Here is a 21430-nt window from a genome sequence, read left to right on the forward strand (position 1 = left end):
GGTACGGGTTGCCTGCCGCATTAGGTGCACAGCTAGCGAGAGCTGATTTGCCGGTGATAGCGCTAGTGGGAGACGGCGGGGTGATGTTTACCCTCTCAGAACTTGCAACCGCCGTAGAAGAGCGCCTCCCGGTAGTGATCGTGCTGTGGCACAACGCCGGTTACGAAGAGATTCGCCGCTATATGGACGCCAATGGCGTGGCGCGTCTAGGCGTGGATATTCAGGCGCCTAACTTTCTCACCCTGGCTGAAGGTTTTGGTTGCCCTGGCGTACTGGTAGAAAGCCCTGCCGAGCTTGTCCAGGCCTTAATTGACCGCGTACCCAACGGACCACTACTGATCGAAATAGATGCCGCTGCCTGGCAGCGTGCGATTTCTGACTAGGACATTTCCATGCAGCTACTCAAACAGCAGTTTATAAATAATCAGTGGGTTGCTTCCAAGGGCACCTGCCTGCTCGACGTGATGAACCCCTACCGTGAAGAGCGTATTGCCCAAGTAACCGCTGGGGATGAGGCCGATGTCGATGCAGCGGTGCACGCTGCCCAACAGGCGCAGCCTGCTTGGCAATCGCTGGGTGGTGCCGCACGTGCAAAGTATCTAGAAGGGTTTGCCGATGCACTGGAAGCCCGTCGAGCGTCGTTAATCACCCTTTCAGCGACTAATAACGGTAAGCCGTTAGCGGAAGCCGGAATCGACTTGGAAGATGCGATTGCCTGTTACCGCTATTACGCCAAGCGGGCAAACGCGCTGGACGCCCGCCAAGGCGAGCGAGTAGATGTAGAAATGGAGGGTGTTGAAGCACGCACTTACCATGATCCTGTGGGCGTGGTCGGGCTGATTACTCCGTGGAATTTTCCCTTGGTCACCAGCGCCTGGAAGCTCGCACCTGCGTTAGCCGCTGGCTGTACGGTCATCTTGAAACCTTCAGAGGTGGTGCCGTTGCCCGAGCAGGCGCTGGCTGAGATCGCGTTGGAAATTGGTCTGCCTGCTGGTGTCTTGAACCTACTTAACGGTGACGGCGAAGGCATCGGCGTACCGCTAACGAATCATCCAGGCGTGGATAAAATTTCCTTTACCGGCAGCAACCGGGTGGGCGAGGCGGTCATGCACGCCGCCAGCGCTCGCACCGCCAGCGTATCCCTGGAACTCGGTGGAAAATCACCGATTATCGTGATGGAAGATGCCGACCCCGACCAAGCCGCTGATTGGGTAATGGCGGGTATTTACTTCAACGCCGGGCAGATATGCTCCGCAACTTCACGTTTACTGGTTCACGAAAACGTCGCCGAAGCGCTCTATGCAGCGCTCGCCGAGCGTATGGATGCTTTAACCCTAGGCGACCCGCTGGTCGAGGGCACTGATCTTGGCCCGCTGACCAGTGCCAAGCAGCGCGACGCGGTGCAACGTTATTTGGACACTGCGGTAGAGGAAGGGCTAACCGCGGTACGCGATAGGCAACACCGCACGCTGCCTGACCAAGGTTACTTTCTAGCGCCGACGCTTTACCGCGACGTACCGGTCGAGAGCCGCCTATGGCAGGAGGAGATCTTCGGCCCCGTACTCTGCGCACGCAGCGTTACCAGTGAAGAAGAGGCTATTACACTCGCCAATGATAGTGCCTATGGCTTGGCAGCCACGGTAATTAGTGGTGATGCCGAGCGGGCAAAGCGTATTGGCAAGAAGCTCAAGGCGGGAAGCATCTGGTACAACAGCGAACAGCTGGTACTGCCCGAAACCGCCTGGGGCGGTTTCAAGCAAAGTGGCATCGGCCGCGAACTCGGTCCTTGGGGGTTAAGCGCTTACCTTGAGGTGAAGCACGTAGTGGGACCTGCGTAGGCTCTATGTTCAGGCACGGGCGTTTGGCATCGGATAACGCCGGGTAGATTTACCCGCTTTCACCACCTGTCCGGGCACCTCATGGCCGATAAGTTCGGGGAGGGCGGCGGCGACGTCCAGCAGGGCATCCAGATCAACGCCGGTGTCCACGCCCATGGCTTCAAACATATGTACTAGATCCTCGGTGCATACGTTGCCGGTGGCGCCGGGGGCAAAGGGGCAGCCGCCCAGGCCACCGAGCGCTGAGTCAAAGCGGCTAATGCCTGCCTGCCAGGCTGCCAGAGCATTGGCCAGCCCCATGCCGCGGGTGTTGTGAAAATGCAGGGTAAACGGCGTTTCGGGCCAGCGTTCAAGCACCGCTTCACAAAGGCGTTTGACCTGGGCCGGGTTGGCCATGCCGGTGGTGTCGCACAGCGTGACACCCTGGATGCCCAGCGCAATCAGCTTTTCAATCAGTTCCAGCACCCGCGCTTCGGGCACTTCGCCTTCAAAGGGGCAACCAAACGTGGTTGAGAGTGAGGCGTTGATAAACACGCCGCTGCCCTGAGTCACGTCCAAAATAGCCGCGAACTGCTCGAGGGATTGCTCGGGCGTCATGCGCAGGTTGGCCAGGCCATGGCTATCGCTTGCCGACATCACCAGGTTGATCTCATCAACGTTGCAGGCAAGCGCGCGTTCGGCACCTTTTACGTTGGGTACCAGCACGGTGATGTCCACACCTTCCCGGCGCTGAATGCCGGTAACAACGTCGGCAGCATCGCGCAGGTTAGGAATCGCCTTGGGGGAGGTAAACGACGTCGCTTCGATGCGCTTGAGGCCCGTGGTGGAGAGCGCGTCAATCCAGCGGATCTTGTCCTGTGTGAGTACAAAACGCGCCTCGATTTGCAGGCCGTCACGCGGGGCGACTTCATTGATTTCGATTTTCAAAGGGCATGGTGATAACTGGCTCATAACAAACTCCTTAAATGATGCCTGCTTGGCGCAGTTTGGTGCGGGTTTCCTGATCTATCCCCAGCTCGTCCAATACGTCGTCGGTATGCTGACCGAGGCTCGGACCGCCATTGCCCAGACGCCCGGGCGTGGCGCTCAGCTTGGGCAGTACGCCGGGCACTTTGAGCGGCTGGCCATTGGGGCGGGTAAAGGTTTGGATCATCTCCCGCGCCAGGTAGTGGGGGTCAACGGCGATATCTTCAGCAGTGTAGGGGTAGCCAGCGGGCACCCGGGCATCGTCCAGGGCCTGTAGAATGGCATCGCGCGGGCGCTCTAGCGTCCAGGCTTCAATGGCTGCATCGATCATGGCGGCTTGCTGGCTGCGCCCATCGTTATGGGCAAGCGCGGGGTCATTGGCTAAATCTTCGCGGCCAATCACGCCCATCAAGCGCTTGAAGATGCTGTCACCATTGCCTGCGATAAGCACATAGTCGCCGTTCAGGCAGCGATAGGCGTTGGATGGCGTAATGCCGGGAAGGGCGCTGCCGCTGGGCTCACGGATTTGGCCGCTGGCATCAAATTCCGGCAGCAGGCTTTCCATCATGGCAAACACCGACTCATAAAGCGCGACGTCGATCTCCTGGCCCAGGCCGCTTCGGTTGCGCTCCTGAAGGGCCAGCAAGGTGCCGATCACCGCGTAGAGCGCGGAAAGCGAGTCGCCGATGCTGACACCTACGCGCACGGATGGCTCATCCGGCTGGCCGGTAAGGTAGCGCAGCCCGCCCATTGCCTCGCCAATCACGCCAAAGCCAGGCTTATCGCGGTAGGGGCCGGTTTGCCCGTAACCTGAAATATGCACCATGATCAGCCGTGGGTTGAGGGTAGATAACGCTTCCCAACCCAGCCCCCAACTTTCCAGCGTGCCGGGGCGAAAATTCTCCACGACCACGTCTGCCTCGGCGGCAAGCTGGCGCACCAGGGCCTGGCCCTCTTCGCTGCGTAAATCCAGCGCTACTGAGCGCTTGTTACGGGTCTGCACGTGCCACCAGAGCGAGGTGCCGTCTTCGATCATTCGCCATTTGCGAAGCGGGTCGCCGGTGCCGGGGGGCTCAATCTTGATTACGTCAGCGCCAAATTCACCCAGCAGCTTGGTGGCGAAGGGGCCGGCAATCAGTTGGCCTAGCTCAAGCACCTTTAGGCCCTGTAAGGGAAGCTTGCGTGCTTCAGGAGCATTCATTAAGGCTCTCCTCTACTTATCGTTATTCGCGGTGAGCGCCAGCATGGGGTAGCTGTTTAGAGGCGACAATTAGGCAATGGGCAACAAAGGGTTCGTGGCTTGCGAAGGTATACGCTAGCATGGGCAGACCGTTAGTTAAGAGATATCACCATGCGCCGCTTCGACTTTGTCACCCTTAAACTGTTTATTTCTGTGGCCGACGAAGGGCGTCTCACCGCCGCCGCCGCGCGTGAGCATCTGGCGCTTGCTGCGGTAAGCAAACGGATTAGCGACCTTGAGGCATTAGTGGGGGCAACACTGCTGTATCGTCGTCCCAGAGGCGTTGAGCTAACCCCCGCAGGTCAGGCATTTCTGCACCATGCGCGGCGCATTATGGATAATATCGAGCGCCTGGAAGCGGAACTGAGCGAATATGGTGAAGGAGTGCGCGGCCATGTGCGTATCCACTCCAACACCTCGGCCATTATTGCGTTTCTCCCCCAGGATCTCAGCACCTTCTCGCGCCATTACCCCGATATCAAAATTGACCTTCAGGAACGGGTAAGTAGTGAAATTGTGGCCGCCGTGCGCGATGGATTGACCGATATCGGCATCTTCGCGGGGCATGTCGCGGCACCTGACCTTCAGAAGCTTTCTTACCGGCATGATCGTCTGGTGTTGGTGACGCCTGGCAGCCATCCGCTCGCCACGCGTGAAAGCATTGCCTTTAATGAAGCGCTCGACTTCGATTTTATCGGCCTCCAGCAGGATGCCTCGCTGCAAGCGCTGCTGCACGAGCAAGCCAATATTGCTGACAAGGCACTGCGGATGCGTATTCAGGTGCGTAGCTTCGATGCCATTTGCCGCATGATTCATCACGGGATGGGCGTGGGCATACTGCCTGAACAAACCATCTATCGTGAACTGGGCGATCTGGAGTTAAAAAGCATTCCGCTTAGTGACCCCTGGGCGCAGCGTGAGCTGGTGATCGGTATGCGCCGCTACGCCACGCTACCGGCCACTGCCCGTCATTTAGTGGATCACTTGGTTAAGGCTGAGGCAACGCCTTGTTAACACGGCGCACACCGTTAGGTTTCGCGTTTGGAGAAAGCTCGTTGATGTGCTGAGTCCTTCCTTACAGGCTAGCCGTTGCGTAAACCTGGCTAACAGCTGGCGGTGCTTCTTAATCTTTAGTCGTATGCTGATTCGTTGAAGCCCGCAAACGCCCGCTATCATGGGTTCTCTAACCATCGTATTTAACGAAGTCTGCCTTCTCGAACGTCGATTTGAGCGTATCGGCGGCTTGTTTCAAGATCGATATGGACAACATCGTAACCTCCTGCCTATAACGACAAATTGAGAGAGAACATCTCATGCAAAAATCACTGCTTGCCACGCTGACTGCGTTAGGCATTTTAGCGGTTGCTCCCTTCGCGCTGGCCAACCCGATTGAAATTCAAGTTAACAACACCATGAGTGAAGGCGGCTCTGAAAGCGCGGCGGTCGAACGCTTTGCGGAGTACCTGGAAGAGCAGGCGCCGGGGCGCTTCAACGTGCGGCCTTTCCTGGCGGGCTCCTTGGGCGGTGAAGATTCCGTACTGGAGCTGCTCAATCTGGGCCAGACTCAGCTTTCACTTACCGGGGGTAACTGGCGCCAGCAATACGCGCCGGAGTACGACGCCATTACCGTGCCCTTCCTGTTCACGACCTGGGATGAGGTGGATAGCTATATCGATAGTCCATCGGGTCAAACCCTAATCGAGCGGGCAGAACAGCAGGGCGGCCTCAAGTTTCTAGGTGTTCAGCATCGTGGCCCGCGTCATATGACGGCTAATAAAGAGATCCATACGCCTGAGGATTTACAGGGCTTCCGTCTACGCCTGCCTTCATTGCCGATCTGGCTAGCGGTTTGGGAAGAACTGGGCGCGCAGGTGGTGAACGTGCCCGCGCCAGAAATCTATCTCGCCATGCAGACCCGTCAGGTCGACGGTCATGAGAATTCGCTCTCTTCGCCCTACACGAGGCGCCTGTGGGAAGTGCAGGACTACCTCATTACCACCAGCCACGTGCAGTTCCCCTGGAGCTGGGTTGCCAGCGCGCGCTGGTGGGACGGCTTGGAGGAAGAGGATCAGACGCTGATTTCTGAGGCGATTGATGTCGCACGCGCCTATGGCACCGAGCAAGAGCGCGAACTGGATGATTTCTACCTGACTGCTCTTCAGGAAGAGGGTATGACGGTGGTTGAGCCCGATATTGAAGCCTTCCGCGAAGCGGCCATGCCCGCCATTGATCGTGTGCTTTCAGAAATGGCCGACGGTGTACGCGACGACGCAATCAGCGCAAGCCAAGTAAGCGACTGATCATCATCAGGTGGCGGCATTGTGATGCCGCCACCGTCTTAGGTAAGGAGTTATCTTGTGGATGGAGCACTGCCACCCGCAAACGGAGCCGATCGTTTGGCTTTTTATGTCCTGCGCTATGTCACCCGCCTATGCGATGCCGTGGGTGTGGCGCTACTGGTCGGCATTTTAGGCTTGATCGTGACCGCCGTGATTGCCCGCGATCTGCTCAACTGGGGCATGCCCTGGAGCGAGGAAGTCGTTTCGCTGATGGCCATTTACGCCATTGGTTTCGGCTCGATCTCCGCCTGGGTACGCAGCGACCACTTGGTTGTGGATCTGTTTAGTCATCGGCTGAGTGCGCTGGGCCATCAGGTGCAGTATCGGCTGACGGCTATTATCTCGGTCGGTTTTTTTGCGCTGGCCAGCTGGGGCGCCTGGATCATGTCCGATATGAGCGCCAACAATAAAACGGTCTCGTTGAGTATCAGCTTCTCCTATCTCTATTACGGCTTGTTATTCAGTTTTGTTGCCATGGCGCTGATTGCCACCTGGCAAACCTTGCGTGGCCCCGTCACGTGGTTGAATAAACCCGAGCACGAGGAAATAACGCCATGATGGAACTTGCGATATTCGTCGGCGGGCTGCTGTTCTTGATGATGATCGGCCTGCCCGTGGTGGTGTCGATCGGGGTCACCTCGTTTATTGCGCTGGCGGTAACCGGGGCCGGCGGCTTGCCGGTTGAGCTGCTTTCACTGCGCATGGTGCAAACGCTTAACAACTTTACCTTGATGGCGATTCCGTTGTTTATCCTGGCGGCCAACATCATGAACCTGGGGTCGACCACGACTCGGATATTTGATTTTGCAACGGCTCTGGTGGGCTGTACCAAAGGCGGGTTGGGTCACGCCAACGTGGTGGCGAGCTCCATCTTTGCCACCATGTCCGGCACTGCGGTGGCTGATGCCGCCGGACTTGGCAGTATCGAAATCAAGGCGATGAAGGAGCGTGGCTACGCGCTCGACTATACGACCGGGATTACCGCGGCTTCGAGTGTCGTTGGCCCAATCCTGCCACCGAGTATTGCGCTGGTGGTTTACGGTTGGCTTGCCAATGTAAGCATCGGTGGGCTCTTCATGGCGGGGCTTGTGCCGGGTATTTTAATGGCGCTGTTGCTCATGGGCATGACCGTTTTACTTGGCGCTACGGGGAAAGTTGTAATGCCTGCTCCCGTGCCGTTTGATTCAGGTGAGGTTGTACGAACCGGCAAGCGGGCCATTTTACCCTTGATGATGCCGGCGATCATCGTTGGCGGTATTTGGGGAGGCTTCTTCACTCCCACCGAAGCAGGCGCAATTGCCTCGCTGTATGCGGTGATATTAGGTGGGGTAATCTATCGCGATCTGAGCTTGAAGAACCTGTACGATGCGTTTCGGCGTACGCTGATGTTCAGCGCGGTCATTCTGCTGATCATTGCGGTATCAAGCTTCTATGGCTGGATTCTGGTGCGTATGGGCATTCCGCAGGCGTTGGCCGGTCAGGTGGCCAGTGTCGATATGCCTACTATTGTACTGCTGATCTGCTTTGCGCTGTTCTTTTTGCTGATTGGCTGTTTTATGTCGGTGATTGAAAGCATCCTGATCTTTACCCCTATCGTGGTGCCTGCGGCGTTGAGTGCAGGCTTGGATCCGGTGCATTTCGGTATCGTGATGGTGATTACCCTGTCGGTTGGGGTGATCACGCCGCCGTTCGGCACGGTGCTGTTCATGATGGTGGGCATTACCCGGCTGCGTTACGGCCAGGTGGTCAAAGCGGTGCTGCCGTTTTTGCTGCCTATTATAGCGACGATTTTATTGTTGATTGCTGTGCCAGGATTGGCCACCTGGCTGCCTGGGGTGATGGGCTACTAAAAGATTGTGAATATCGATAAACGTACACCGCCCCGCAGGGTTAACCTGCGGGGCGGTGTACGTTTACGGTGGATGCTTTTAGGTAGAAGGGGTAGGCAGAATACGCCCCGGATTCATTAGCCCTTTCGGGTCGAACAGGTTTTTAACCCCGCTGATCAACTCCCGCTCGATAGGCGATAACCGTGCCAGGTAGGCCGCCTGCTTGGTGCGCCCGATGCCGTGTTCAGCGCTGATGCTGCCATGAAACTCATCGAGCACGTCAAAAAGCTGCTCTTCCAGGGCGTGCAGATGGGCTTTTTTATCTCCGTCAGGAAGCGCAGTGGGCGGCAGGATATTGAAGTGCAGGTTGCCATCGCCCACGTGCCCATAAGCAATAATCTCGCATTCGGGGGAAGCGCTCATTACTACTTCGCTGGCGCGAGTGACAAAGTCAGGAATGGCTGAGATAGGTATCGAGATATCGGTACGTAAGTGCTCGCCGCGTCGCCTCTGACCTTCCAGCATGCTTTCACGAAACTGCCACAGCTGCGTGGACTGGGTCTCGCTTGATGCCAGCGCCCCGTCAAGCACCAGCTCACGCGCCATACCGGTTTCCAGCAGTTGCTCCAGCATGGCGCCTAGATCCACCCGCCCCGTAGCCGCCACTTCCATCAATACATACCAGGGGTAAGCGCCTTCCAGCGGGTCGCGTAGCTCGGGCGTTGCCTCTATCGCAAGCTCAATGCAGCGGCGGGGAATGAGCTCGAAAGCCGTCAGCAAGTCGCAGCAGTCGCGTCGTGCTAAACCATATAGGTCGATCACCGCCTGTACTGAGGGCAGGCCGAGCAGGGCGGTGCGGTTCTGGGTAGGCCGCGGCGAGAGTTTGAGTACAGCACTCGTGACGATTCCCAGCGTGCCTTCACTACCCAGAAACAGCTGTTGAAGGTCGTAACCGCGGTTGTCCTTATGCAGAGCATTCAGGCTATCCAGCACGCGCCCATCCGGCAGCACGACCTCAAGGCCAAGCACCAGTTCGCGCATCATGCCGTAACGCAGCACGTTGAGCCCGCCTGCGTTGGTGGCGATATTGCCGCCAATCTGGCAGCTGCCCTGGGCGCCGAGCGAAAGCGGAAACTCGCAGTCATGCTCAAAGGCTGCCAGCTTGACGTTTTCAAGGATACAGCCCGCATCCACCGTGATGGTGAAATTGATCGGATCAATGGCGCGCACACTATTCATGCGCTCCAGGCTAATCACCAGTTCCTGACCGTTTGCGGCGGGCAGGGCGCCTGCCACCAGACCGCTATGACCGCCCTGGGGCGTCATCGCGATACCTTGTGCGTAGCAGCGCCTGACAACCTCGGCGACTTCTGTTGTATCTGCCGGGCGTGCTACGGCCAGTGGCATGCCCAGTGTATCGCCCGCCCAGTCGCTGACGTAGCGCACCATGGCATCTGGCGAGCGCAGCAGGCCTCGCTCGCCAAGCAGGCTGGTGAGTTCATTTAGAAAGGTATTAGTGTCTGTCATTGGTCCGCTTCCTGCCAAGCAGCACCCTCTGGATAGCGATGCTGTGCCTGGGACTCGGCATGCATGGCAATGCTGTAGCCCGGTGCCTCAGGTACCTGATAGCGGCCATGGTTGATCACTACCGGGTCAATAAAGTGCTCGTGGAGATGATCCACATACTCAAGCACACGCCCTTCAAGCTCGCCGGATACGGCGATGTAGTCAAACAGCGAGATGTGCTGGGTGTATTCGCACAACCCAACGCCGCCGCCATGTGGGCAAACCGGTACGCCGAACTTGGCGGCCATCAGCACGACTAGAATCACTTCATTGAGGCCACCCAGGCGGGCAGCGTCCAGCTGGCAGTAGTCAATGGCGTCCGCCTGGAAGAACTGCTTGAACATCACTTTGTTGTGGCAGTGTTCGCCGGTGGCGACCCCGATAGGCGCGACGCGGTGGCGGATCTCCGAGTGACCCAGAATATCGTCGGGGCTGGTGGGTTCTTCGATCCACAGTGGGTCAAACTCGGCCAGGCGACGCATCTTGGCGACGGTTTCGTCGACCTCCCACACCTGGTTGGCGTCCATCATCAGCACGTTGTCCCAGCCGATCACTTCTCGCAGTAGCGCTGCACGGCGGGCATCTTCTTCAATATCGCCGCCAATCTTCTGCTTAAAGTGAGTCCAGCCCTCTGCTAACGCTTCCCGGGCCAGGCTGCGCACTTTTTCATCGCTGTAGCCAAGCCAGCCTGCGGAAGTGGTGTAGCCGGGGTAGCCATCGCGGCGCATTTCGGCTTCACGCGCCGCTTTACCGGGAGCCTGGCGGCGCAGCAGGCAAATTGCTTCTTCAGGCGTTAGCGCATCGGTGACAAAGCGGAAATCAAGGCAGCGCACCAGCTGCTCCGGAGTCATATCCACCAGCAGCTTCCATACTGGCTTGCCTTCACGCTTTGCCCACATATCCCACACGGCGTTGACGATAGCGGCGGTGGCCAAGTGAATCGCACCTTTATCGGGGCCAATCCAGCGCAGCTGACTGTCGCCGGTAAGCTCACGCCAGAACGTGCCAATATTGTCGATAATCGAGGAAAGCGTGCGCCCCTCGATCAGCGGCGCCAGGGAGTGCACGGCAGTGACCACAATCTCGTTACCCCGGCCAATGGTAAAGGTTAAACCATGACCTTCCGGGCTTTCGTCATCGGTATGCAGAATGACATAGGTGGCTGAGTAATCGGGTGCAGCATTCATGGCATCCGAGCCATCGAGCGAGCGCGAGGTGGGGAAACGGATATCCTGGATCTCAATGTGTGTAATTGTTGTCATTGCATTCTCCTAGGGTGTGATTCAGGCAGTGAAGATCAGCGGCGGGCCAAGTGACGCATCAGTTCGCGAATGCCGTAGGTCCAGGGCGGCAGCTGATCGCTTCTGCCCACCGGGTTAACCAGGGAACCCAAGGCTGGAGTGGAAATGGTCACGCGATCACCGAGATGATGGGTAAAGCCCTGGCCTTTGCCATCACGGTCTTTGATGGGTGAGAACATCGTGCCCAAAAACAGCATGAAACCATCAGGGTATTGGTGATGGTCACCGATGGTTTGACTTACCAGATCCAGCGGGTCGCGGCTGATCTCGCGCATATCGCTTTCACCTTGAAGCAAAAAGTCGTCGTCTTCGCCTTCGATACGCAACGAGACCTGGCAGTTGCGCACGCTATCGATAGTAAAGTGATCATCAAACAGGCGAATAAACGGGCCGATCGAGCAGGAAGCATTGTTATCTTTCGCCTTGCCAAGCAGTAGGGCGCTGCGCCCTTCAACGTCGCGCAAGTTGACATCATTGCCCAGGGTGGCGCCGCGTACCTGACCGCGGCTGTCCACGGCCAGCACGATTTCGGGCTCGGGGTTATTCCACTGTGAAGACGCATGCAATCCTACTGATGCTCCAAAGCCTACCGAAGAAAGCGGCTGGGCTTTGGTAAACACTTCCGCATCGGGGCCAATACCCACTTCCATATACTGCGACCAGCCACCGCGCGCCTGAAGCGCTGTTTTTAGCGCCATGGCTTCTTCAGACCCGGGGGCAATCTTGGAAAGATCGGTGCCAATCAGCGCCTGCAGGTCATCGCGCAGGGCAACGGCTTTCGCCGGGTCGCCGCCTGCCTGCTCTTCAATTACCCGCTCAAGTAAGCTGACGGCGAAGGTGACGCCACAGGCTTTAACAGCCTGAACATCGCATGGGGCGAGCAGGTAGGGCGCTTGTGGTTGAGCCTGTTGGGAATTCGCCAGCAGCGTCTCGATGCTGCCCATCGATGCACCCTCTGCGCGTCGCACTACCTCCAGCACATCGTCACGCTCCAGCAGGTCAGCCATGGTGGGGCCAAACTCTGTAATATCGATGACGTTGCCTTCGTGCACCGTAACCAATGCGGGGCCCGGGTGTGTGCCATCCAGCCATACGCGGCCCACAAGCAGGGCGTTATCCAGGTCGGTGGGAAGGGTATCGGTCAGAGATAGTGGTTGCATGAGCGCCTCCTGATGTTCAGGCGACCGGCCGTTGATACCGTGTCGCCTATGTTGTTACAGATGGTTGTTATAGACGGTTGTTATAGATGTTGTTCTGTATGACAGGTATACCAGAGCATAACTTACTCTAGCGCACCGCTACATTTCGGGTCGATAGGCAAATCTGTTTAGATGAAGGTAGTTGCGCAATTGAAGGCCACCAGCTAGGTTTTAAACTGCTGGTATGATACGTATACAGCAAGATGGTCGGTTACATCCGCTATTGCTATTCGCAAGTGCTACTCGCAAATAACCAACAATAAATCCAATGGTTGTGAGGAAAATAAGATGCGCTACAAAAGCCAATACCACCTAGCCATGTCTCGCCTGTTAACCGCTACGCTAATTACTGCAGGTATCAGTGTGGCCGGTGCTGTACAGGCCGCCGAGAACCTGCGCTTTGCCCACGTTTATGAAACGTCAGAACCCTTCCATAAATGGGCGCTGTGGGCGGCAGATGAAATTGAAGAGCGTACCGAGGGTCGTTACACCATGCAGGTATACGCAGCCTCTTCTTTGGGTAAAGAAGAAGACATTAACGAAGGGCTTGGGCTAGGCACGGTGGATGTCATTTATACCGGCACGCAGTTTGCTGGCCGCGGTTATGGGCCAATCGGCATTGCGGGGGCTGCGTATATGTTCCGTGATTTTGATCACTGGCAGGCCTTTGCTGACAGTGACCTGTTCCAGGAAATTGCCCAGGGCTACCAGGATGCCACCGGTAACGTGCCACTGGCGCTCAATTATTATGGCGAACGCCATGTAACGTCGAATACACCGGTCAATACACCCGAGGATATGGCAGGTCTCAAGATACGTGTGCCCAACGCCCCGATGTACATGATGATGCCTAACGCTGTAGGCGCTAACCCCACCCCGATTGCTTTCGATGAAGTCTACCTGGCCCTGCAGCAAGGCGTGGTCGACGCACAGGAAAATCCGCTGCCAACCATCCGCGCCAAGGCGTTTCATGAGGTACAGGATTACATCAACCTGACCGGCCATATTACCGACTCGCTGATCACGATCGTAGGCGGGCCGCGCTGGAACCAGCTGAGTGAAGAGGATCAGGAAATATTCCGCGAGGTATTCCAGGAAGCCGCTGAGAACAACACCCAAGATATCCTGCAGGCTGAGGAAGAGTTGGTCGCCTGGTTTGAGGAGCAGGGTAATACCATCAACGAAGTGGATCGCGACATCTTCCGGGAGGCCGTTGTACCCGCTCATAACGGCAATGCCGCCACCTGGGATCAGGAAATCTACGATCGCCTACAGGCTATCGGCCAATAATCCAACCTCAGCGAGCACTTCGCTAACTTTTTAGCGAAGTGTCTGGAGTATTGTGCCATGAGTGACGCACGCGAAGATGCACCGCCCAGCATTGATCCGATGGTGGATTTTGAATCCGCCTTCGACGATTCCCCCTTTAAACTGAGTGATTATCGAATTGAAGACTTCGTGACCCTGACGCTGTTCTGGGCACTTATTCTAGTGGTATTCACTCAGTTTTTTAGCCGCTATGTGCTGGGCAGCTCTATCGGCTGGACCGAGGAAATTGCCCGTTATCTGCTGATCGGGGTTGGCTTTTTGGGCAGCGTAATGGCCGCCCGCAACGGCAGCCACATCATGGTGGAGTTCTTCTACCATTACATGCCGGAGTGGCAGGCACGCTTACTGGAGCGCTTGGTGGGTCTGGTAAGCCTTGGCTTTTATATAGTGATGGCGTGGATCGCCTATCAGCTGGCATCACGCACCAATAGCCTGATGGTGTCGGTCGACCTGCCCAAGAGCATCATCTATTTCACGGTTTGTGCGGCGTTTGTATTGATGGCGCTACGTACCATCCAGCGGCTTTATCTGAAGTACCGGGATCGTACCGATGTCGTTTGAAAAGTGGTTTCCCGTCACGCCATTTTTATCGAGAGGCCTGCTATGTCCCGAATTTCCATGATGCGCTGGCAAAAACCGTTAGTGTCGCCACTGCTTTCGGCACTGGCCGTGCTGGGTTGCGTAATATTACCGCTGATGGGTTATCACCTCGGCTTCTTGTTTTTTGCGTTATTCACAATGTTGGTGCTCGGGGTTCCCATTGCGGTTAGCTTGGCGGGCGCCTGCCTGATGTTTGTACTAATCACAGGCCAAGTGCCCAACATCGTCATAGCGCACCGCATGATCAACGGCATCGACAGCTTTCCACTCTTAGCCATTCCGTTTTTTATCTTTGCTGGCAGCCTGATGAATAACGGCGGCATCACGGAGCGGATCTTCAATTTTGCCAAGGCCCTGATGGGCTGGATGCGCGGTGGGCTGGGGCATGTGAACGTGGGCGCCAGTATCGTGTTTTCTGGAATGTCAGGGGCGGCCGTGGCGGATGCCGGTGGCCTTGGCATGATTGAAGTCAAAGCGATGAAAGATGCGGGCTACGATGAGGAATTTGCGGTGGGTATTACCGCGGCCTCATCCACCATCGGGCCGATTATCCCGCCTAGTTTACCCATGGTCATTTACGGCGTTATGGCATCAGCCTCTGTGGGCCAACTGTTTGCAGCCGGATTAATTCCTGGGCTGTTAATGGGGGTGATGTTAATGCTGATGATCTTTATCATCTCGCGCCGCCGGGGCTATCAGCGTGACGCGGTATTTTCGATGCGCGTACTTGGGCATACCTTTAAGCGGGCTTTCCTATCACTGATGACGCCCGTTATTATCGTGGGCGGTATTATTACCGGCGCATTTACCCCTACCGAGGCGGCGGTCGCTGCGGTGTTCTATGCGCTGATACTGGGTGTCGTGGTTTACCGCACCCTGACCTGGCGTAAGCTATTAAAAGTAAGTATGGAAACCATCGAGACAACCGCGGTCATTTTGTTGATTGTCTCTTCCGCATCAATATTTGCCTGGATACTCACCAGTAACCAAGTCACCCAGAACGTGATTGCTCTAATGGGGCCGTTTGCCGATAGCAAACTCGCCGTACTGATGATGGCCAACATTGTACTCATCATTGTCGGCTGCTTTATGGAAACCATCGCCGCGATCACCATCTTGGTGCCGGTCCTGTTGCCCATGGCGGTGGCCGTGGGTGTCGATCCCGTTCACTTTGGGGTAATCATGGTGCTCAACCTGATGATTGGTCTGTTGACGCCACCGGTGGGCATGGTGCTCTACGTACTTTCCCGAGTATCCAATGTCAGCTTTGAGCGCTGCATGCGAGGAACCATTCCGTTTCTGATTCCCCTGGTGATCTGCTTGTTATTAGTGACCTTTATTCCGGCTATTTCCATGTGGCTTCCCACGCTGATATACCGTTGAGCACGACCGGCTGATTAGCCGTTAACAACAATATTAAGCTTTGGAGTATTGTTTGATGACCGATACGTCATTGGATTTTCGCGTTACCCGTGAGGATTTAACGCGCTTTATGCAAGCGGCCCTTGCCGCAGCCGGTGCCAATCAAGCATCTGCCGATGCCGTGAGCCGCGCGTTGGTAACCGCTTCACGGATGGGCACCGATAGCCATGGGCTGCGTCTATTGCCGCATTATTTACAGGCACTTGAAGGTGGACGTATCAACGGCGCGCCTGACATGGTGTTTCACCAGCGCTTGGCGGCAACGGGCTTTTTAGATGCCGATGATGGGCTAGGCCACCTGGCAGGTTACACCGCCATCGAGCATGCTATGGCGATGGCCGGGGAAGTGGGAATGGGGGCTGTGGCGGTTGGAAACTCATCGCACTTTGGCGCAGCGGGGTGCTATGCGTTGGCGGCGGCCGAAAAGGGCTTCCTGGGCATGGCGTTCTGTAACTCGGATCCGTTCGTGCTGCTCCATGACGGAGCCAAACCCTTTCACGGTACTAACCCCATCGCCTTTGCGGCACCGGTGGCAGGAAGCGCACCGTACCTGTTGGATATGGCGACCAGCTCGATTCCCTGGAATCGCGTGCGGCAGTTCGGGGCGATTGGTCGCGAGCTGCCGGACCAGGTTGCTGCTAATGCTGAAGGTAAAGTGAGCCGCGTACCTGGCGAGGTTGCCGCATTGCTACCGTTAGGAGGCAGTAGCTTTGGGTTTAAAGGCGCAGGGCTGGGTGGCATGGTCGAGATACTTAGTTCGATGCTCTCGGGAATGCAGCACGGCTTCAAACTTTTACCCATGGTCGGGCCGGATATGTCGACGCCACGGGGCGTAGGGCATTTCTTTTTAGCGATGAAACCCGATGCGTTTGTGGAAGAAGGCACTTTTGCACGCGGGCTGGCTGAATATTTAGCGGATCTCCGGGCCCAGCCTGCTACACCAGACGCGCGGGTAATGGCGCCAGGTGATCGTGAATGGCGCTGTCAGGCGCAGCGCGATGCAGACGGCATTCCACTGGATTCTGCCAATCAGTCGGCCTATGCAGAGATCGCCAAGCAGTACCAGCTAGCGCCGCTATCTCGACTCGATTGAAGGTACAGTTGAAGGATCGCAACGGGAAATGCAGTAAAGTGGCGGTGAATTCCAGGTTAACCAGGAGTAACTGCCTATGAGCAGATACCGGATCGAGCGTAAAACGCTGTCTGAGCAGGTCGCCGAACAGCTCGAGGCGGAGATTCTTGAGGGGCGGCTAAGCGAAAATGATCAATTGCCTTCAGAACGGGAATTGATGGAGCAGTTTGGTGTGGGCAGGCCCGCCGTGCGTGAAGCGCTGTTCCATTTGCAGCAGCTTGGGCTAATCGCGATCAACAGCGGTACGCGTGCCAGGGTGATCCGACCTACCGCCGAAGCCGTCATGGCGAGGCTTTCTGGCGTTACCCGACAATTGCTTTCCAAGCCTGATGGGCAGCAGTATTTTCAGGAAGCGCGGGCGATGTTCGAGATATCGCTGGCGCGACATGCTGCGCGCCACGCAAGCGATGAGGATTTAGCGCGATTGCGCGATGCGCTGTCAGCCAACTGTGATGCTATTGGTGATGAGGCTCGTTTCAAGCGCTCCGATAACGACTTTCATGGCGTATTGGCGAGTATTGGCCGTAACCCGATCTTTGATGCTATTCACGTGGCGCTTTCTGAATGGCTAGATGATCGACGCGCGTTGGTATTACAGCAAAAGGATGAGGATAAGGCGGCCACTGCTGCTCATACTGAAATCATCGAAGCTATCGAGTCCCGCGACCCCGATGCGGCCGAGGCGGCCATGCGGCGCCACCTCGACCGTCACTACGGCACCTATAGGCAGCTTAAAAAACGCCTATCGGATGCTTCTTAGCGTTGTCGGGGCTAGCCCTCTCGCTTGCCATCGACCAGTCGCGAAACGTTAAACGGGTTATCGTCGCGCAATGCTTCAGGCAGTAAGCCAGCAGGCAGGTCCTGATAGCACACTGGGCGCAGGAAGCGATAAATCGCAGCGCTGCCGACGGACGTAGTGCGGCTATCAGACGTTGCCGGGAAAGGCCCGCCATGCACCATGGCGTGACCCACTTCAACCCCGGTAGGCCAGCCATTGGCCAGGAGGCGGCCGGCGCGCTGTTCAAGTGTCGGCAGCAACGCCTTGGCGGCCTCCAGGTCGCTATCGTCCATTTGCAGGGTAATGGTCAACTGGCCTTCGATCTGCTCTGCGACACGCTGCATCTCCTGCGCGTCGGCGCACTCAATGACCAGCGAGGCCGCGCCAAAAATTTCGCCTTGTAGGGCGTCGTCGGTCAGAAAATCCTGGGCGCTAGCCACAAACAGGCCTGGTTGACAGCTATGCGGGCCGTCGCCCGCTTGGCCGCGCGCAATCTCCTTGACGCTTGGCTGGCCCGACAGCGCCGATACGCCACTTTGGTACGCTTCATGAATGCCGGGCGTCAGCATCGTTTGGGCGCCGCTGGCTTTAACCGCTTCTCCGGCCGCAGTAACAAACGCATCCAGATCGGCACCTTTAAGACCAATCACCAAGCCTGGGTTGGTGCAGAACTGGCCTGCGCCCATATTCAGCGAGGCCACAAAGCCTTCGGCAATTTTCGCACCACGGGCTTTCAGTGCCTCGGGGAACAGGAATACCGGATTAATGCTGCTCATCTCTGCATAAACGGGAATCGGCTCGGGGCGGGCTTGAGCCGTCGCCATCAAGGCCATGCCGCCGCTACGCGAGCCGGTAAAGCCGACCGCTTTAATACGCGGGTCCGAGACAAGCGCCTGGCCAATATCACGGCCTGAACCGAACAGCAGCGAAAAGACCCCTTCTGGCATTTTGCACTTGGCCGCGGCGCGTTGAATCGCGCGTCCTACCAGCTCAGAAGTGCCGGGGTGGGCAGAATGCCCCTTGACCACTACCGGACAGCCCGCCGCGAGTGCCGAGGCGGTATCGCCCCCGGCAACGCTGAAGGCCAGCGGGAAGTTGCTGGCGCCAAATACGGCCACGGGGCCGAGAGGAATATGGCGCTGGCGTAAATCGGCACGCGGCATGGGCTGGCGCTCAGGCTGCGCCGGATCAAAGCGTAAATCCAGCCATTCGCCTGCGCGTACCACCGAGGCGAACAGTCGTAGCTGGCCGCAGGTCCGGCCACGCTCGCCTTCAAGGCGTGCTTCAGGCAGGCCGGTTTCCGCCACACCACGTTGGGTAAGGTCAGCACCAATTGCCTCAATCTCATCGGCAATGGTTTCCAGGAAGTGAGCGCGCGCTTCAAGGGACGTTTCGCGGTACTGGTTGAATGCCGTCTCGGCAAGCTGGCAGGCTTTCTCAACCTCAGCGCGGCTGCCACCGGGATAGCGCGGCGGCAGCGTTTCGCCGGTGGCGGGGTTGACGGCAACAATATCGGCTTGAGAACCGGTGACGGCCTGTTGACCGATAAGCAGTGTGCCTTGCAGTGTCATGTAGCCTCCTGTTAAAGCGCGTTGATGGTGGTTTTCTCGTGCTCGTGATTGGTTGGCATACGTAGCGTGTTACGTAGCGGGCGGCCAAAGTCGTTAAGCGTAATCTCGAAACGGTCGCCATTGCGGGTTTGGATCTGGTCGGCAAAGCTAAGCGTAGCGGTGCCGAAGAAGTGAATGTGGATATCGCCTGGGCGGCGGAAGCCGGGGTATTTGAAATGGTGGTACTCAAGGTTGGCGAGGCTGTGGGCCATATTGGCTTCACCGGTTAAAAACGGCTTTTCCCACAGCGTTTGGCCATCGCGCACGATGCGGCTGGTGCCTTCAAGGTGTGCGGGAAGCTCGCCGACCAAAAGTTCAGGCCCGATGCTGCAGGCGCGCAGCTTGGAGTGCGCCAGCCACAGGTAGTTAAAACGCTCGGTAACGTGGTCGGAAAACTCATTGCCTACAGCGTAGCCGATCCGCCACGGCGTGCCATCATCAGCGACAATATACAGCCCGGCAAGCTCGGGCTCTTCACCGGCATCCTGGGCAAACGCGGGAGATGGCATATCTGCTTCCGGCGCGACGATGCAGTCGCCATCGCCTTTATAGAACCACTCCGGCTGAGACCCTTCAGTGTTATCTAAAGGCTTTCCGCCCTCGACGCCGAGTTTGAACATACGCATCGAATCGGTCAGCTCCTCCTCGGCCACCTGGGTTTTGGCATGCATGGCGGACCGGGTGTCGGCGCTGCCCAAATGGGTGAGGCCGGTGCCGGTTACCAGGCAGTGGGCAGGGTCGGAGTGGGTAAGCGGCGGCAACAGGCGCTGCTCGTCGATCAACGCCTGGTAATCAACCTGGGCGTCGCTAAGCCGCGATTTAATGGTTTGCTCAAGCGACTCCCCAGCAGCGATAGCGGCCTTGGCCAATGCATAAGTGCCGCCTTCGATCGTGATGGGACGTACGGTCTGAGCATCCTCCACCAGAGCGACGTGGACTTGGTTCTGGTCGAGGTACTGGATCAAGCGCATATGATTTCCTTATATAATGTCGGTGATTAGTTGCCGCGCACAGCGGTGAGATCAGGTAGCCACGTCACAATGCCGGGGAAGGCTATCAAGATAACCAGTACCACCAGTAGGGCAGCGTAGTAGGGCAGCATGGCCTTGACCAGTTGTTCCATGGAGACCTTGCCGACGCCACAGCCAACGTACAGGCAGGTGCCCACCGGCGGTGTTAAAAGGCCGATACCCAGGATGAACGCCATGAGTACGCCAAAGTAGACCGGGTCAACGCCCACCGAGGTAACGATAGGCGTTAGCATCGGCGCCATGATTACCATGGCGGGGGTTAAATCCATCACAAACCCTACGAGTAGCAGTAAACCCGCCACGATCAATAGCAGTAAGAAGGGGTCCTGGGTGATTGCCTGGACCTGGGTAACCAGCGTTTGCGGCACCATGTTAATGGTCAAAAACCAGGCGATGACGGTGGCAAACGCCAGCAGAAGCAAGACCATCCCGGTTAATCGCGCGGTACGAATCAACATGCCCCACAGCTCGCGGATGTGGAATTCGCGGTAGACCACCAGCGAGATAAACAGTGAGTAGAGCAGCGCGGCAACGGCGGCCTCAGTGGCGGTAAATACGCCGCCGATAATCCCACCGATAACGATTACCGGCAGCACCAGGGCAAGCCAGGCCGCCTTGAACGCCTGCCACAGCACATCAAAACGGAACTTGCGGGTCTGCCCGGCATGGCCGATGGTGGCCATAATGAAGGTCGTGGCCATCAGCCCGAAGCCAATCAATACTCCCGGTACGATACCGGCGATAAACAAACGGCTAATCGAGGTTTCGGTCACGATGCCGAATAAAATAAGCGGTATAGAGGGCGGGATAATAATGCCGATGACCGAGGAGACCGTATTGATCGCTGTGGCTTGCGGAGCGGTATAGCCTTGCTTGGTCATGGACGGGATCATCATCGCGCCGGTCGCAGCAGTATCGGCTACGGCAGAACCGCTAATCCCGCCAAAGAACATGGAACCGGTAATCGCGACCTGGCCAAGGCCACCGCGTACGAAGCCCACCAGCGCCCCGGCAAGCTCCATTAAGCGGCGGGCAATGCCGCCGTTGCTCATTACTTCGCCTACTAGGATAAAGAACGGTATGGCCAACAGGGGGAAGCTGTTTACTCCACGGATTGACTGCTCAATCATGATGGACAGAGGAATATCCGAAAGTAGCGCCATCACCACGGCCGCAACGCCCAAACCAAAGGCGATGGGTAGGCCCAAGGCCAGCGAGGCGAACAGAATGCCTAGAAAAATCCATAGCAT

The 21430-nt window shown here is 57.2% G+C and carries 19 protein-coding genes; 11 read left to right on the plus strand and 8 right to left on the minus strand.

All coding sequences use genetic code 11. The features are described 5' to 3' along the window. Together ACT3R7_RS08020 and ACT3R7_RS08025 are read left to right on the plus strand one after the other, a co-directional pair. Positions 1–383: thiamine pyrophosphate-dependent enzyme (locus ACT3R7_RS08020; protein ID WP_496198963.1), on the plus strand; the 383-nt coding region annotated here is incomplete at its 5' end. A gap of 9 nt (positions 384–392) precedes the next feature. After that, entirely contained in the window at positions 393–1838 is a 1446-nt protein-coding gene (locus ACT3R7_RS08025; protein WP_193091531.1) for an aldehyde dehydrogenase family protein, read from the plus strand. Positions 1839–1847: 9 nt separating this feature from the next. Here ACT3R7_RS08025 and ACT3R7_RS08030 read toward each other — a convergent pair whose 3' ends face one another. Both ACT3R7_RS08030 and ACT3R7_RS08035 read right to left on the minus strand, forming a co-directional pair. Continuing rightward, positions 1848–2789 carry a hydroxymethylglutaryl-CoA lyase gene (locus tag ACT3R7_RS08030; RefSeq protein ID WP_193091532.1) on the minus strand — a complete coding sequence of 314 codons (942 nt, stop codon included), beginning with the start codon at positions 2787–2789 and terminating at the stop codon, positions 1848–1850. Positions 2790–2799: 10 nt separating this feature from the next. After that, on the minus strand, positions 2800–4005 hold the full coding sequence (locus ACT3R7_RS08035) for a CaiB/BaiF CoA transferase family protein (RefSeq protein ID WP_018917143.1): 1206 nt from the start codon (positions 4003–4005) through the stop codon (positions 2800–2802). Between the two features lie 150 nt (positions 4006–4155). Here ACT3R7_RS08035 and ACT3R7_RS08040 point away from each other — a divergent pair, with 150 nt between their 5' ends. The 4 genes from ACT3R7_RS08040 (at position 4156) to ACT3R7_RS08055 (ending at position 8233) form a co-directional block, all read left to right on the plus strand. Then, the gene (locus tag ACT3R7_RS08040) at positions 4156–5058 is read left to right on the plus strand and encodes a LysR family transcriptional regulator (RefSeq protein ID WP_193091533.1); all 903 of its coding nucleotides are present in this window, start codon (positions 4156–4158) and stop codon (positions 5056–5058) included. Between the two features lie 299 nt (positions 5059–5357). After that, positions 5358–6344: a TRAP transporter substrate-binding protein gene (locus ACT3R7_RS08045; RefSeq protein ID WP_193091534.1), complete on the plus strand. Its 987-nt coding sequence runs from the start codon at positions 5358–5360 to the stop codon at positions 6342–6344. Between the two features lie 57 nt (positions 6345–6401). After that, complete coding sequence (locus ACT3R7_RS08050) at positions 6402–6941, plus strand: TRAP transporter small permease (RefSeq protein ID WP_193091535.1); 540 nt, start codon at positions 6402–6404, stop codon at positions 6939–6941. Then, positions 6938–8233: a TRAP transporter large permease gene (locus ACT3R7_RS08055; protein WP_193091536.1), complete on the plus strand. Its 1296-nt coding sequence runs from the start codon at positions 6938–6940 to the stop codon at positions 8231–8233. Before ACT3R7_RS08050 ends, ACT3R7_RS08055 begins: the two co-directional genes overlap by 4 nt. 78 nt (positions 8234–8311) lie before the next feature. On the opposite strand, the gene ACT3R7_RS08060 is transcribed toward ACT3R7_RS08055, so the two are convergent. Genes ACT3R7_RS08060 through ACT3R7_RS08070 form a run of 3 tightly spaced genes read right to left on the minus strand, consistent with a single transcriptional unit; the run spans position 8312 to position 12239 of the window. Next, positions 8312–9739 carry an FAD-binding oxidoreductase gene (locus ACT3R7_RS08060; protein WP_193091537.1) on the minus strand — a complete coding sequence of 476 codons (1428 nt, stop codon included), beginning with the start codon at positions 9737–9739 and terminating at the stop codon, positions 8312–8314. Further along, positions 9736–11040 carry an L-fuconate dehydratase gene (locus ACT3R7_RS08065; protein WP_193091538.1) on the minus strand — a complete coding sequence of 435 codons (1305 nt, stop codon included), beginning with the start codon at positions 11038–11040 and terminating at the stop codon, positions 9736–9738. Before ACT3R7_RS08065 ends, ACT3R7_RS08060 begins: the two co-directional genes overlap by 4 nt. A gap of 35 nt (positions 11041–11075) precedes the next feature. After that, positions 11076–12239: a fumarylacetoacetate hydrolase family protein gene (locus ACT3R7_RS08070; protein WP_496198964.1), complete on the minus strand. Its 1164-nt coding sequence runs from the start codon at positions 12237–12239 to the stop codon at positions 11076–11078. 327 nt (positions 12240–12566) lie between these two features. On the opposite strand from ACT3R7_RS08070, the gene ACT3R7_RS08075 reads away from it, so the two are divergent. From ACT3R7_RS08075 to nanR, 5 genes are all read left to right on the plus strand, one after another. Beyond that, positions 12567–13568, plus strand: a complete 1002-nt coding sequence (locus ACT3R7_RS08075) for a sialic acid TRAP transporter substrate-binding protein SiaP (RefSeq protein ID WP_192538143.1) — start codon at positions 12567–12569, stop codon at positions 13566–13568. 57 nt (positions 13569–13625) lie between these two features. Next, a complete protein-coding gene (locus ACT3R7_RS08080; protein ID WP_192538144.1) occupies positions 13626–14168 on the plus strand; it encodes a TRAP transporter small permease in 543 nt (180 codons plus the stop codon). 42 nt (positions 14169–14210) lie between these two features. After that, complete coding sequence (locus ACT3R7_RS08085) at positions 14211–15590, plus strand: TRAP transporter large permease (RefSeq protein ID WP_225736159.1); 1380 nt, start codon at positions 14211–14213, stop codon at positions 15588–15590. A gap of 55 nt (positions 15591–15645) precedes the next feature. Further along, the gene (locus ACT3R7_RS08090; RefSeq protein ID WP_192538145.1) at positions 15646–16722 is read left to right on the plus strand and encodes an Ldh family oxidoreductase; all 1077 of its coding nucleotides are present in this window, start codon (positions 15646–15648) and stop codon (positions 16720–16722) included. Positions 16723–16798: 76 nt separating this feature from the next. Next, positions 16799–17521, plus strand: coding sequence for a transcriptional regulator NanR (nanR, locus tag ACT3R7_RS08095; protein WP_192538146.1), 723 nt, complete (start codon positions 16799–16801; stop codon positions 17519–17521). Between the two features lie 11 nt (positions 17522–17532). Here nanR and ACT3R7_RS08100 read toward each other — a convergent pair whose 3' ends face one another. The 3 genes from ACT3R7_RS08100 to ACT3R7_RS08110 are packed head-to-tail and all read right to left on the minus strand — an operon-like array spanning position 17533 to position 21430. Further along, a complete protein-coding gene (locus ACT3R7_RS08100) occupies positions 17533–19110 on the minus strand; it encodes an aldehyde dehydrogenase (NADP(+)) (RefSeq protein WP_496198965.1) in 1578 nt (525 codons plus the stop codon). Between the two features lie 11 nt (positions 19111–19121). Then, positions 19122–20120, minus strand: a complete 999-nt coding sequence (araD1, locus tag ACT3R7_RS08105; protein ID WP_496198966.1) for an AraD1 family protein — start codon at positions 20118–20120, stop codon at positions 19122–19124. Positions 20121–20146: 26 nt separating this feature from the next. Beyond that, the gene (locus ACT3R7_RS08110; RefSeq protein ID WP_417420771.1) at positions 20147–21430 is read right to left on the minus strand and encodes a TRAP transporter large permease; all 1284 of its coding nucleotides are present in this window, start codon (positions 21428–21430) and stop codon (positions 20147–20149) included.

The organism is Halomonas sp. AOP43-A1-21 (genome assembly GCF_052376775.1).
In the GTDB taxonomy this organism is placed as follows: domain Bacteria; phylum Pseudomonadota; class Gammaproteobacteria; order Pseudomonadales; family Halomonadaceae; genus Vreelandella; species Vreelandella colorata.

Coding starts and splice junctions, on each gene's coding strand:
- ACT3R7_RS08025 (WP_193091531.1), top strand. CDS start 393: ATGCAGCTACTCAAACAGCAGTTTATAAATAATCAGTGGGTTGCTTCC.
- ACT3R7_RS08030 (WP_193091532.1), bottom strand. CDS start 2,789: ATGAGCCAGTTATCACCATGCCCTTTGAAAATCGAAATCAATGAAGTC.
- ACT3R7_RS08035 (WP_018917143.1), bottom strand. CDS start 4,005: ATGAATGCTCCTGAAGCACGCAAGCTTCCCTTACAGGGCCTAAAGGTG.
- ACT3R7_RS08040 (WP_193091533.1), top strand. CDS start 4,156: ATGCGCCGCTTCGACTTTGTCACCCTTAAACTGTTTATTTCTGTGGCC.
- ACT3R7_RS08045 (WP_193091534.1), top strand. CDS start 5,358: ATGCAAAAATCACTGCTTGCCACGCTGACTGCGTTAGGCATTTTAGCG.
- ACT3R7_RS08055 (WP_193091536.1), top strand. CDS start 6,938: ATGATGGAACTTGCGATATTCGTCGGCGGGCTGCTGTTCTTGATGATG.
- ACT3R7_RS08060 (WP_193091537.1), bottom strand. CDS start 9,739: ATGACAGACACTAATACCTTTCTAAATGAACTCACCAGCCTGCTTGGC.
- ACT3R7_RS08065 (WP_193091538.1), bottom strand. CDS start 11,040: ATGACAACAATTACACACATTGAGATCCAGGATATCCGTTTCCCCACC.
- ACT3R7_RS08070 (WP_496198964.1), bottom strand. CDS start 12,239: ATGCAACCACTATCTCTGACCGATACCCTTCCCACCGACCTGGATAAC.
- ACT3R7_RS08075 (WP_192538143.1), top strand. CDS start 12,567: ATGCGCTACAAAAGCCAATACCACCTAGCCATGTCTCGCCTGTTAACC.
- ACT3R7_RS08080 (WP_192538144.1), top strand. CDS start 13,626: ATGAGTGACGCACGCGAAGATGCACCGCCCAGCATTGATCCGATGGTG.
- ACT3R7_RS08085 (WP_225736159.1), top strand. CDS start 14,211: ATGTCCCGAATTTCCATGATGCGCTGGCAAAAACCGTTAGTGTCGCCA.
- ACT3R7_RS08090 (WP_192538145.1), top strand. CDS start 15,646: ATGACCGATACGTCATTGGATTTTCGCGTTACCCGTGAGGATTTAACG.
- nanR (WP_192538146.1), top strand. CDS start 16,799: ATGAGCAGATACCGGATCGAGCGTAAAACGCTGTCTGAGCAGGTCGCC.
- ACT3R7_RS08100 (WP_496198965.1), bottom strand. CDS start 19,110: ATGACACTGCAAGGCACACTGCTTATCGGTCAACAGGCCGTCACCGGT.
- araD1 (WP_496198966.1), bottom strand. CDS start 20,120: ATGCGCTTGATCCAGTACCTCGACCAGAACCAAGTCCACGTCGCTCTG.
- ACT3R7_RS08110 (WP_417420771.1), bottom strand. CDS start 21,430: ATGCTATGGATTTTTCTAGGCATTCTGTTCGCCTCGCTGGCCTTGGGC.